The sequence below is a fragment of the Tateyamaria sp. genome (genome assembly GCF_039940735.1).
Lineage (GTDB): Bacteria > Pseudomonadota > Alphaproteobacteria > Rhodobacterales > Rhodobacteraceae > Tateyamaria.
On the sequence record NZ_JBDVGB010000048.1, the window covers coordinates 49,791 to 61,974 of the forward strand.

8 protein-coding genes are annotated in these 12,184 nt (G+C 55.9%); 3 read left to right on the plus strand and 5 right to left on the minus strand.

Going from position 1 to position 12,184, the window contains the following annotated elements:
• The first annotated feature begins 36 nt into the window (after positions 1-36).
• Complete coding sequence (locus ABJF76_RS09295; RefSeq protein ID WP_413822155.1) at positions 37-2,367, plus strand: mechanosensitive ion channel domain-containing protein; 2,331 nt, start codon at positions 37-39, stop codon at positions 2,365-2,367.
• A 90-nt stretch (positions 2,368-2,457) separates the two neighbouring features.
• Positions 2,458-4,566 carry a DEAD/DEAH box helicase gene (locus ABJF76_RS09300; RefSeq protein ID WP_413822156.1) on the plus strand — a complete coding sequence of 703 codons (2,109 nt, stop codon included), beginning with the start codon at positions 2,458-2,460 and terminating at the stop codon, positions 4,564-4,566.
• 9 nt (positions 4,567-4,575) lie between these two features.
• Here the strand turns inward: ABJF76_RS09300 and ABJF76_RS09305 are convergent, their stop codons facing one another.
• Genes ABJF76_RS09305 through ABJF76_RS09325 form a run of 5 tightly spaced genes read right to left on the minus strand, consistent with a single transcriptional unit; the run spans position 4,576 to position 11,526 of the window.
• Positions 4,576-5,652 carry an enolase C-terminal domain-like protein gene (locus ABJF76_RS09305; RefSeq protein ID WP_413822157.1) on the minus strand — a complete coding sequence of 359 codons (1,077 nt, stop codon included), beginning with the start codon at positions 5,650-5,652 and terminating at the stop codon, positions 4,576-4,578.
• The gene (locus ABJF76_RS09310) at positions 5,652-6,803 is read right to left on the minus strand and encodes an ABC transporter permease (RefSeq protein ID WP_413822158.1); all 1,152 of its coding nucleotides are present in this window, start codon (positions 6,801-6,803) and stop codon (positions 5,652-5,654) included. Before ABJF76_RS09310 ends, ABJF76_RS09305 begins: the two co-directional genes overlap by 1 nt.
• Before the next feature lie 7 nt (positions 6,804-6,810).
• On the minus strand, positions 6,811-7,839 hold the full coding sequence (locus ABJF76_RS09315; RefSeq protein WP_413822159.1) for an ABC transporter permease: 1,029 nt from the start codon (positions 7,837-7,839) through the stop codon (positions 6,811-6,813).
• Positions 7,836-9,764, minus strand: a complete 1,929-nt coding sequence (locus tag ABJF76_RS09320; RefSeq protein WP_413822160.1) for an ABC transporter substrate-binding protein — start codon at positions 9,762-9,764, stop codon at positions 7,836-7,838. The genes ABJF76_RS09315 and ABJF76_RS09320 overlap by 4 nt, the downstream gene beginning before the upstream one ends.
• Complete coding sequence (locus tag ABJF76_RS09325) at positions 9,757-11,526, minus strand: dipeptide ABC transporter ATP-binding protein (RefSeq protein ID WP_413822161.1); 1,770 nt, start codon at positions 11,524-11,526, stop codon at positions 9,757-9,759. The genes ABJF76_RS09320 and ABJF76_RS09325 overlap by 8 nt, the downstream gene beginning before the upstream one ends.
• 146 nt (positions 11,527-11,672) lie before the next feature.
• Here ABJF76_RS09325 and ABJF76_RS09330 point away from each other — a divergent pair, with 146 nt between their 5' ends.
• Complete coding sequence (locus ABJF76_RS09330; protein WP_413822162.1) at positions 11,673-12,170, plus strand: class I SAM-dependent methyltransferase; 498 nt, start codon at positions 11,673-11,675, stop codon at positions 12,168-12,170.
• Positions 12,171-12,184 lie beyond the last annotated feature (14 nt).

A 12,184-nucleotide genomic window follows, 5' to 3' on the forward strand; every position in this document is an offset into this window, starting at 1 on the left:
CTTAGCTTCCAGCGGTGGCAAAGGAAAAAAGACTGTATGCGGACGAACACGATTTGGATGTTATTGGCGAGTGCACTGCTGTGGGTCGCCTGCCTCGTTCCTCAGCACAGTTATGCACAAGGGCTAACCAGTCTGGTGCCTTCGGGGGGCTCTGCGACGACAGACATTGATGACGTGCTACGCGCCGCTTCGGAAAATGGTGTCAGCGTCATTGTCATTGACAGCAACGGCACGGTCTTAAGTGAAATTGGTGACGCACCACCTCTCGAAGAGGCCGAAAAAAGCGGCCTAACGCTCATTAGCGTGCAAGATAGTGCTGCGGCCTTTCGCACGGCGTTGGTGACACGGTTTCTGCAACTGCCGTCAGCTTTCAGCGAGGTGCTTCAGATTTTGCGATCCAGCAGCCCGGACGGAACGATATTTGCCTATGTTAAGGTGCTGTTGCTCAGTTTGCTGCTGTTGGGTCTGGGCATTTTGTTTCAACACTACGTCTACGGCAAACACATGGCCAAACGCTTTGTGGTCGCGCGCATTCGCGAAAATCCACACGGCTATGCCGAAAAGATGCCTTTTCTCATCTTCCGGTTTTTTATGGGGGTGATTGGCATTTTGCTGTCGATTGCCGTGGCATACGTACTGGGTTCAATCTTCTTTGGCCCACTCAAAGACCCATCGTTGCAATTTACGGCTACACTGATCAACGTTGGCTATTTAAGTATACGCGTCGTGATCAACGTCTGGCGGATGATCGTGTCGCCGTTTCTTCCGCAGTATCGCATTCCAAAGCTGTCGAACGCTGACGCAAGGCGTCTTTTCCATTGGCTAAGTGCTGGCACAATACTGGGGATTTCAGCGTTTTTGTTTGGGCAGTGGATTCGTTCATTTGGGCTTAATCAGGACGTCTATGTCTTTCTGTTTTCGCTGTTGTCACTTGTGGTCATGCTGCAAAGCGTTGCGCTGGTGTTGTTCAACCGGCGCAGCGTAACGGCTGCGATTTTGAATGATGGGTCGGCCGGCCATGCCAGTTGGGTGCTCAGAACCCTATCGCGGGCCTGGGCACCGACCAGCATCTTGTTCTTTGTGTTTGCTTGGGGGAACCAAACCTATCACCTTGTGCTGGGCGCACTGAACGGCACGCCTTTGTTGTTGGGGGGGTGGGTGATCCTGACGACAATCATCGTGGTTTACGGGGTGCTAAATTATGTGATCGAACGCAGCTTTACCCGCGCCCGGCTGATCGAAGAACACAAACTAAAAATCGCTGAAAATTCAGAGGGCCTTGATCCTGAGCAGCTTCTGACGGCAAGCGGCGGGCTGACGTCGTTTCAGGCGTTGGCGCGGCGCGTTGCCGGGATTGTTGCTTTTGTTGCTGGCGTTTATGCCTTCATCAGAATGTGGAGCCCGGAATCCGGGATCGTTGCTGATTCATTCGCCAACCAGTTTCTAAGCGTGGCCATCGTCCTGTTTTTGGGCAATATCTCGTATTACGCGTTCCGGATTTGGATCGACCAGAAAATTGCCGAAGAACAAGGCGACATGGAAGACGGCGAATTGGGCGACGAAGGTGGCGGCACGAGTGCGTCGCGCTTGGCGACTCTGTTGCCACTGTTCCGAAATTTCATCCTGATCGTGATCGTGGTGATCATCGCGTTGATCACTTTGATGGAAATGGGCGTCAACGTGGCCCCCCTGTTCGCGGGTGCTGGTATCATTGGTGTCGCGGTCGGTTTTGGCAGCCAAAGCCTTGTGCGCGACATCTTTTCCGGCGCGTTTTTCTTGTTCGATGACGCTTTCCGACGCGGTGAATACATCGACGTGGGCGGGGTCAAAGGGACGGTCGAAAAAATCAGCGTGCGATCTTTTCAATTGCGTCACCACCTTGGTGCGCTGCACACGATGCCTTTTGGTGAAATTCAGGTGCTCACCAACTATTCGCGTGACTGGGTCATTATGAAGCTGCCGTTGCGTGTGACGTATGACACCGACGTCGAAAAAGTGCGCAAGATGATCAAAAACCTTGGCGTTGCTTTGTTGGATGATCCAGTGATTGGCGACAACTTTATTCAGCCGCTGAAATCCCAAGGCGTTATTGAAATGCAAGACAGCGCCATGATCATCCGCGTCAAATTCATGACAAAGCCCGGAGATCAATGGCTTGTCCGTAAAAAAGTCTACGAAGAAATCCGTCAACTGTTTGAACTGAACGGCATCAAATTTGCCCACCGCGAGGTGACAGTGCGCCTTGCCGATGGCCAAAGAGCCGAAGATTTGAACGAGGAAGATCGCAAAGCCATCACCGCCGCCGCACAGGCATCGCTGGAAGAAGACCTGTTGGATGGCGAGGACGCGGACGGGGACGACCGATAAACCCCCTCGACAAGGGCCTCAGAAGGGCATAGGCGCGCAAGCTTGGCGACCGGCATCGGCCGGTTGCATGTTTTGTTAGGACCTGAACCCGTGATTACGCCTCTCCAGACCGCATTGACCGCCCGTGGCTATACCGATCTTACGCCGGTGCAACTTGCTGTAACCGACCCCGATTTGGTGGGCTCGGATTTGCTGGTGTCTGCACAAACCGGATCAGGCAAAACCGTAGGCTTTGGGATCGCGTTGGGACCGACATTGTTGGGCGACGAAGACCTGTTTCAAATGGCCGCCGCGCCGTTGGCCTTGGTCATCGCACCGACACGTGAATTGGCGTTACAGGTGAAACGCGAACTGGCGTGGCTGTACGCCGAAACGGGCGTCGTTATGGCATCCTGTGTTGGTGGCATGGACATGCGCGACGAAAAGCGCGCTCTTGCCCGCGGTGCGCATATTGTCGTGGCGACCCCCGGTCGTCTGCGTGACCACATCATGCGCAGTTCCATCAACCTGTCTGAAATTCGCGGCGTCGTGCTGGACGAAGCCGACGAGATGCTGGACCTCGGCTTTCGCGAAGACCTTGAATTCATCCTTGGCGAATGCCCCGATACCCGCCGCACCCTGATGTTTTCGGCCACGGTGCCAGCGCAAATTGCGCGACTGGCCAAGACTTATCAAAAAGACGCCGTGCGCGTTGCCACTACGTCGGGCGAAAAGCAGCACGCCGACATTACCTACCAAGCGATGAGCGTGGCAAATCATGATGCCGAAAACGCGATCATTAACATTTTGCGGTATCACGAAGCGCCCAATGCTATCGTGTTCTGTAACACGCGCGCCATGGTCAACCGCGTCACGACGCGTCTGTCAAATCGCGGTTTTCCGGTTGTGGCGCTGTCAGGCGAATTGACGCAATCCGAACGCACCAACGCATTGCAAGCCATGCGCGATGGGCGCGCGCGGGTTTGTGTCGCCACAGACGTGGCCGCACGTGGGATCGATTTGCCCAACCTTGATCTGGTGGTGCACGCCGAACTGCCGTCAAACCACGAAACCTTGTTGCACCGATCTGGCCGAACAGGTCGCGCTGGGCGCAAAGGCACAAGCGTGTTGATCGTCACAGCCAAAGTCCGTTCTAAAGCGTCACGTATCCTGAAAGGTGCGCAAGTCGACGCTGAATGGGTCGATGCCCCATCCGCAGGCGCCGTGCGCGCCCAAGACGAAGCCCGTCTGATGAGCGACCCGATGTGGACCGATCCCATCACCGAAAAAGAAACTGACATGGTCGCCAAGCTGGCCGCCGAGTTCAGCGCGGACCAACTTGCCGCCGCACTTCTGCGCATTCACGGATTGCGCCATACCTCGCCCGAACATCTGTCAGATGTGAAAGCTAAGGACAAAACTCCAAAGGTCCACGTTCCGTTTGGGCCAAGCACATGGTTTTCTGTCACCGGTGGGCGGGATCAGGGTGTCGAAGTGCGCCGCTTGTTGCCGATTGTGTGCAACGCAGGCGACATTACCAAAGACGACATTGGTGCGATCCGTATCGTGAACGACATGTCGTATGTTGAACTGAAAACCGAGGCCGTCGCAGGCTTTTTGAAAAACATTGGCGGGGCCATGCAGATCGAAGGCGGCGCCACCATGACGCAGCTTGACGGCGTGCCTGCGGCAGCCAGCCAGCCCAAACCGCGCTTTGATAGCAAGCCGGGCGGCAGACCCAAACGCGACTACGGCGATAAACCCAAGCGTGATTTCGCGGATAAACCCAAGCGGGCCTACGATGATCGCCCCAAGCGTGACTACGGCGATGCAGCCAAACCCGCCGGTAAACCGTCAAAGAAACGTGTCTGGGACAGTGATTCTGCGCCGGCACCCAAACCGCGCAATGATGCAGCACCCATCGATTGGAATGACACGTCGACACCGAAGCCGCGCAAGCCAAAGCCGGGTGCGAAGCCTGCGAATAAGTCGGGCAAAAAGCCATTCGCCAAAGCGCCCTCGACTATGGAAAAAGCGGTCAAAGACGGCAGCGTGACGACACCCAAAAAACCGCGTCACAAAGCGGCGCATGCTGGAAAACCGACAGGAGCCCCAAAATCGGGCGCGCCCAAGCAAGCCAAATATAACAGCAAGAAAAATCAGGCGCGCCGGGCTGCCGCTGCCCAAGGTGGCGGGCAGCCACCCAAACGATCGTCCTGATAAGCGGCGTTATTTCAGCTGATAGTGCGCGACTTTGTCTGCGTCCCATGTGATCCCAAGACCGGGACCACGTGCTGTGACGCAGCCATCGTGTAACGCGTAAGGCGCATCCATCAAGCCGCCGGCAATATCCAACCATTCCAGCAAATGCGCCTTTGGCGTGGCGGCCAATGCATGGGCTGAGGCCTCGATAAAAAGGTGGCTGCTGACGGGTACGGCGGCGGCTTCGGCCATTGCCGCAGCTCGGAACCAGCCAGAAAAACCGCCAATCTTGATCATGTCCGGCATCGCCAAATCGGTGGTTCCTGCCGCAAGCGCGCGTGCCGCATCCGCCGGATGCCACCAGTTTTCCCCGGACTGGATTGGTGTTGAAACGGCGGCGCGTACAGCAGATAATCCGGCGAAATCCTCGGCTGGAACGGGTTCTTCGACCCACGCCAGATTGATTCCTGCATCCTCAATGGCACGAATGCGCGCGATGGCTTCGGGTGCGTCAAAGGCTTGATTATAATCAAGCATCAAAGCGCGATCCGCCCCCATAATCGCACGAACAGCGCGCAAGGCTGCGACGTCTTCGGCCCTTGTGGGGAAACCAAGTTTGACTTTGATGGCTTGGAAACCGCGCGTCAGAGAGGCCTCGATAAGTGGTTCGTCCCGTCCCGGAACAAACACACCTTGGCTGTCATAGCAGGGTATTGGTCGCGGCGCGGCTCCAAATAGCGTGCAGACCGGCACGTCAAGCGCGCGGGCTTGCGCGTCCCAAAGCGCAAGGTCCAACCCCGCCAATGCCATACCGACGATGCCTTGGCGCCCAAGCAAACGAAACTGGGTTTCAGTGGCGCGGGTGACGTCATCGGGATTGGCCGAATGACCGATCAATGTGTCGCGCAGCCCATGTAAAAAGCTGACCAAAGGTTTCAGCGTCAGTGGCGTGTAGCCAAAGATATAGGCGGTGCCAGACACGCCTTCGTCCGTTTGCACGTCGACCAACACCAAAGGCGCAGCCGGGATCACCGCTTGCGCAGTGCTGATCGGCGTGGCCAAAGGGGCCATGACAGCGCGGGCCGAGATGTCCGCGATGCGCATTATGTGTAGGGATCCAAACTGTCGCGCAGGCCATCACCAAGGAAATTGAACGCCAGTACCACCACGATAATTGGTAGCATGGGGATCGCTGTCCACGGATAAATCTCAATACTGGCAAGGTTTTGCGCATCGTTGAGCATCACCCCCCACGACACAGCAGGGGCACGCAGACCAAGACCCAGAAAACTAAGGGCCGTTTCTCCCAAAATCATCGCGGGGATCGACAGGGTGGCGGACGCAATCAAGTGCGACATGAAGTTCGGCAACAAGTGGCGGCGGATTACTCGGCCCGGTTTGGCACCCATCATTTCGGCGGCTCTGACATATTCTTCCTCTCTCAACGAGAGGAACTTACTTCGGACAGCCCGCGCAAGCCCCGGCCAATCCAGTAAGCCAAGGATGACCGAGATGATGAAAAACACCGACACTGGTCCCCAATTCGACGGCACCGCCGCAGATAAGGCCAGCCATAAAGGTAACTCAGGGAGCGAGCGTAAAATTTCGATCGCACGGTTGACGACCCAATCGGTCGCGCCGCCAAAGTACCCTGCAATCGCGCCGAACCCGATGCCAAGGATGAAAGACACTGTGATCCCGATCAGACCCACTGTCAGCGACAGCTGCGCACCATAAGAAATGCGCGAAAACACGTCACGCCCCAGCCGGTCCGAGCCAAAGATGAACACGGTCGCACCTTCGGGGGCACAAAACAGGTGGGTTTCGGCGGGAATAATACCAAAGAGGTTGTATTGGGTTTTTTTGCAAAAGAACTGGAGCGGCATGGGCCGTGTTTTATCGGTGGTATAGCGCCATCGATAATTCTCAAGATCGGCGAACGCCTCGGTCGGGTAAACATAGGGGCCGATGAATTCGCCCTCGTGCCAAAACCGGATCGCTTGGGGTGGGTGATACAAGTACTCGGCGCTGCGTTCATTGGGCGTATAGGGCGAAAAGAAACCAGCAAATGGGATGGCCATATAGGCGAGAAACAAAAAGATGCCAGATACAAGGCCAAGCCGATGTTTCTTGAATTTGCGCCAGACGAGTACAAAGTTCGGCGCGTCCATGTCGGTGCGGTCTAGTGCAGACAGGTCGACATTGGGATCGTAAGGGGCGTCGTCGATGAATCGGCCGTCGGGAAGGGTGCTCATGGTATTGTTATCCTTCTCGTGCGCCATAGCGGATGCGCGGATCAAGCAGCACCAGCAAGAGGTCAGAAATCATCGTGCCGATAAGCGTCAGTAAGGCCACAAACATCAAAACAAAGGCGGCCAAGAATTGGTCCTGCGATTTTAATGCGGTCAAAAGTGCGGGCCCAATTGTTTGCAAGCCCAGCACCACAGACACCAAAACCGACCCCGACACCATCGCAGGCAGCAGGTTGCCGATATCAGCAACAAAGGGGTTAAAGGCCATGCGCAGCGGGTATTTTGTCAGCAGTTTGGAAGGGCCCAGACCTTTGGCCTTTGCTGTCTCGACATAAGGTTTACTGAGTTCATCCAGCATGTTGGCCCGCAGGCGTTGCATCATGCCCGCGGCCCCGGATGTGCCGATCACAAAGGTCGGAACGATCAGGTGAACCAAGATGGATTGCACCTTTGCCATCGACATCGGTTCGCCTTCAAAGCTGGGGTCCATCAGGCCCCCAATGGGTAGGCCTAGATATTTATGCCCGTAATAAAACAGCATCAAAGCCAGCAAAAAGTTAGGTGTCGCAAGGCCCAGATAACCGACAAAGGCCGTGGTATAATCAACCCAAGTGGCGGAGCGCGCCGCGGCCAAGACGCCCAAAGGCAGCGCGACCAGATAAACAAACAACACAGCCGCTAAATTCACCAGTACCGTCAACCACAGTGCGTCGCCAACAATGTCGGCCACGGGTGCGTCAAATTCAAAAGACCATCCAAAGTCACCCTGCAAAAGGCCGGAAAACCCGTTTGGGCCGGGGATCACACCAACCCAGATCAAATATTGCTGCCACAAGGGGCGATCCAGCGCATATTCGGTGCGCAAAAATTCTGCCTTGGCCACACCTTCGGCTTGGCCCGTGGCGCGCAGTTCAGCGATTTGGTTGGAAAGGTAATCACCCGGCGGCAGGTTGATGATGACAAAGACCAGTACTGACACCACGGCCAGAGTCAGCAACATCGTTAGAAACCGCCAGATTGCGTAACGTACGAACATCATTTGGAAACCTGCGCGATGACTTCTTCATCCTCTGCGAAAAAGAATTCGTCCACGCGGTGCACCCCGAAATGAGCACCCGGATCCCAGGCCCACAGGGCTTGTTCGGGCACGTTGCGTAGAAGGTCTGACACAACAACGGGTTGCGGCGCTTCTGACAGGATGCCGATGCCAAATTGCTGATCCGCATGAATCGCCAGCATCTCGCGCCAGATGTCAGATCGTTCGGCCTCCACCTCAGTTTCACGCCAGGTATCGCTTAAGTCCAACAAGCGTTGGGCTTCTGGGATGTCGATGGGTTCACCGGCCAGTCCATGTGTTTGGTGATATTGACCCCATTTGGGCCATGCAAAAAATACCTGATCGGTGGGCGCAAGATAGTCAGGCGGCGTGAATGCCTGCGGGATGCCGTTGTCCCATCCGAACCAAACGGCGGCCATTGTAACGCCGGAAAATACACGATTGCGCAGAATGTCACGGTCAAGGGGGCGCATGATCAGCTTTACGCCGATATCACGCCATGTGTCTGTGATGATCGCCAGCGCATTACCAACCTCCTGGCGTTCACCCGCGGTTTCGATCACAAATTCCATCGGTCGACCATCAGGAAGTAGGCGCACACCGGCTTTGTTACGCTCGGTTAGGCCCATTTCATCCAACATTTCGTTGGCCAATCCGGGGCTATAAATCGCCCATTCGGTCAGGTTTGTCGGGTCAAAAAACGGGCTTTGAGACAGGGCCGTCATGCCGCCCTCTCGGCCAAGGCCAAAATAGAGCGCACGGTTGATCATGCGCCGGTCGATTGACAGCGACAAAGCACGCCGAAAGCGGGCGTCGCGGATCACCTTGTTCCAAACGGGGTCGGCAAAATTCAGGTTGGGATAAATCGCGATCTGACTTGCAGCACCATTGGACCACAAAAAGGTGCGATAGGGAGCGCCGTCAACTTCGCCTTTTTTCAGGATCGAAACATCGCGAAAATCAAGGCCGCGCGCCTGCAAGTCGGCCTCGCCTGCGTTTGACTTGGCTGCGACAAGACCCGAACCGACGATATTCATCTCAACCACATCAATGTAGGGCAGTTGCGTTCCGCGCGCGTCAACGCGGTGGAAATAGGGATTGCGCACAAACAACTGGCGCGAATTGCCGCTGACGCTGGCGGGCATCCAAGGTTGCAACGTGGGCAACGATGGATTGTCGAATTGGTACATGTTGTCCAATTTATTGTGCAGCGGCGCCCATCCTCGAACGCGCTTGCTGTCGATCATTTCCTCCATCTCGTCCACTGTGTTGAAATCCACATGGAACTGTTTGAGGTAATGTGACGGGCGAAAGATAAATGGCGGAGACGCCTGCGCAAGTTGTTGTAAAAACGTCGGGTTTGCGTGCGGAAAGGATACCACTACGGTATGTTCATCCGGGAACGTCATGTCGCCAACGTCATTGCCGACGCGCATCACTTGGGGTGGGCCATTGGGGCTGAGTTCAGTATTTTGGGCGACGTGATCCCACCAATATTGAAAGTCAGCTGACGTAAACGGCGCGCCGTCTGACCAACGATGGCCGGGACGAAGGTGTAGGGTGAAAATGCGCCCCTCTTCTACGTCATAGTCGCGCAGCACATCTGCCCGCAGCTTGTAGTTTTCGTCATAGCCGACAAGGCGGGCATAGCCATAGACAACCATCTGGCGCACGTCTTTTGACCGTGTGACCATGGTGCGTAAGGTGCCGCCTTGGGTGCCAAATTCGCGCCCCTTTGCGGCCAGATCGACGATGTATGGAACGTCGGGAACACGTTCGGGCGCTGCGTCCATGTCGCCTTTGGCGACCTCGGCCGCCCAAAATGGGCTTTCGGTAACGACTGTTTGGGCGAGCGCAGGCAAGGCCATCAGGCCAGCGCACGCAAGGGCTACGGCGTGTTTAAACATGGCAACGCACCTTATGTCCGGGTTCAACTTGGATAAGATCGGGGGCATCAAGCCCATCGAAACGAAATTCTTCGGCCCAACCGGTGGGTGATCCTGCGCCAAGGGCGACCTGCGCCAGATCGATCGGGCGGTTCATATCAGGTTCGGGTTGGGCTGCGATCAACGCCTTGGTGTAGGGGTGGCGGGGCGCATAAAACAGCGTATCGGGCGGGGCCTGCTCGACCACCATACCCTGACGCATCACGGCGACTTCATCAGCTATGCGCGCGACCACAGCCAGATCGTGGCTAATGAACAAATAACTTAACCCCATACCGTCACGAATACGTTCCAGCAGGGTCAAAATTTGTTCCTGAACGGACACATCCAAAGCCGAGGTGGGTTCGTCACAAACCAGCAACTCGGGATTAAGGGTCAATGCGCGCGCAATCGACAGGCGTTGGCGTTGGCCACCAGAAAACGCGTGCGGATAGCGCTTCAGCATGTCTGGTTTCAGACCGACCCATCGCAGCATCTCCGCTGCTTTGTCGCGACGTTCGGTACGGTTGCCGATACAGTGAATTTCCATCGGTTCGGTCAACGCTTCTTGGACGCGCATACGCGGTGATAGCGATGAATAGGGGTCTTGAAAAACCATCTGTGCTTGGCGCTGAAAGTCGATCTTTTGGGACCGCGTTAGGTCGTTAACGCAAACCGGATTCGAGTTGGAACCGGCGCGAAATAGAACCTCTGACCCCGCATCGGGGATTTCGGCACCAAGGGCGATGCGCGCGCACGTTGTCTTACCAGAGCCACTTTCGCCAACCACGGCCAAAGTCGTGCCACGTTGCAATTTAAGCGACACATCGCGGCAGGCATGGACCAACTTGTTTTCGCGCCATCCACCTGCGCGCACGGTATAGGTTTTGGACACGTTTTTAAGTTCAAGGATGAGATCATCATCCACTACAGGCGGCGAGGGTTCGGCCACTGTGGGGATCATAGGTGCGGCGGCAAACAGCTTTTGTGTGTAGCCATGCCCCGGCGCGCCCAGCACTGCTTTGGCAGGGCCGCTTTCCATCACATGGCCTTTGCTCATGACCACAACTTGATCGGCCATATTGGCAACGACGCCCAAATCATGCGTGACCAAGATCATCGCCATACCCGTGTCGCGTTGCAGATCTTTCATCAGGCCCAGAACCTGCGCCTGCGTGGTCACGTCAAGCGCGGTGGTGGGTTCGTCGGCAATCAGTAATTCGGGCTTGGCCACCATGGCCATCGCAATCATGGCCCGTTGACGCATGCCGCCGGACATTTCGAACGGATAGGCGCGAAAAGCACGTTCCGGATCAGCAAAACCTACACGTTCAAAGGTGGCCAGCACATCGCGTTTGGCGTTTGCGGCGCTCATGTCGCGGTGCAGGGTCAATACTTCGCTGACTTGGTTGCCAATGCGATGCAGCGGCGACAAAGACCGCATCGGTTCCTGAAAGATCATGGAAATGGCGTCGCCGCGCACGGCGCGAATCTGTTTCTGGCCGAGTTTAAGCAAATCAGCGCGCGACGCACCGGTGCCAAATTCAATTTCCCCGCTGCGCATTTGCGCAGCGCCTGGCAAAATGCGCAGGATCGACCGACAGCTTAGGGTCTTGCCAGATCCACTTTCGCCCACAAGCGCCAGCGTTTCACCGGCATTCACGGCAAAATTCACCCCTGCCACCACTGGCGGCGCCGATCCAAAGCCGATCGACAGGTTTTTTACGCTTAGCAGGGGGGGCATATACCGTCCTTTGTTGCATTTTTTGCCAAAGATCAGTCAAACCGATTCCGGCGCATAGGTCCATAGACGACAGTTATGTCGCAAAAGTTGCTACACTTTCGTTACAAAGTGCCCCATCTAGAGGAAAAGCCAAAGGAATTTTGTCGATGACCCAAAGCCGTCTTGATCTTTTTGTGGACCGTATGGTGTCACAACGTGCCTGTTTGGACCATGCTGCACGTGAAATCGCCGACCTGCCGGGGCCGGTCTTTGAACTGGGCCTTGGCAACGGGCGCACCTATCATCACATGCGTCACATTTTATCTGATCGTGATATTTTCGTGTTCGAACGGGCTGTTGCCTCGCATCCTGATAGCACGCCGCCCGAAGACATGGTCCTGCTGGGGGATGTGTATGATACGTTGCCAGCTGCGTTCACGCGGTTTGGGGCGACGGCGGCGCTGATCCATGCTGACCTCGGTGGGCACAATGCAAAAAAGAATGATCTTTTCGCACGCAATATCTCACCCGTTGTCGCGCCGCTGTTGGCAGTTGGCGGGTTGATGGTCGCATCAGATCGGATGTATTTTGATGATCTTGTCGAGCAACCATTGCCAGACGGCGCCGTAGAGGGGCGTTGCTTTATTTACCGTCGCGAAGCGTGATGGGATATCGCGTT

Excerpts from the sequence above, each read along its gene's own strand:
- ABJF76_RS09295 (WP_413822155.1), top strand. The coding sequence starts at position 37 with ATGCGGACGAACACGATTTGGATGTTATTGGCGAGTGCACTGCTGTGG.
- ABJF76_RS09305 (WP_413822157.1), bottom strand. The coding sequence starts at position 5,652 with ATGCGCATCGCGGACATCTCGGCCCGCGCTGTCATGGCCCCTTTGGCC.
- ABJF76_RS09310 (WP_413822158.1), bottom strand. The coding sequence starts at position 6,803 with ATGAGCACCCTTCCCGACGGCCGATTCATCGACGACGCCCCTTACGAT.
- ABJF76_RS09315 (WP_413822159.1), bottom strand. The coding sequence starts at position 7,839 with ATGATGTTCGTACGTTACGCAATCTGGCGGTTTCTAACGATGTTGCTG.
- ABJF76_RS09320 (WP_413822160.1), bottom strand. The coding sequence starts at position 9,764 with ATGTTTAAACACGCCGTAGCCCTTGCGTGCGCTGGCCTGATGGCCTTG.
- ABJF76_RS09325 (WP_413822161.1), bottom strand. The coding sequence starts at position 11,526 with ATGCCCCCCCTGCTAAGCGTAAAAAACCTGTCGATCGGCTTTGGATCG.
- ABJF76_RS09330 (WP_413822162.1), top strand. The coding sequence starts at position 11,673 with ATGACCCAAAGCCGTCTTGATCTTTTTGTGGACCGTATGGTGTCACAA.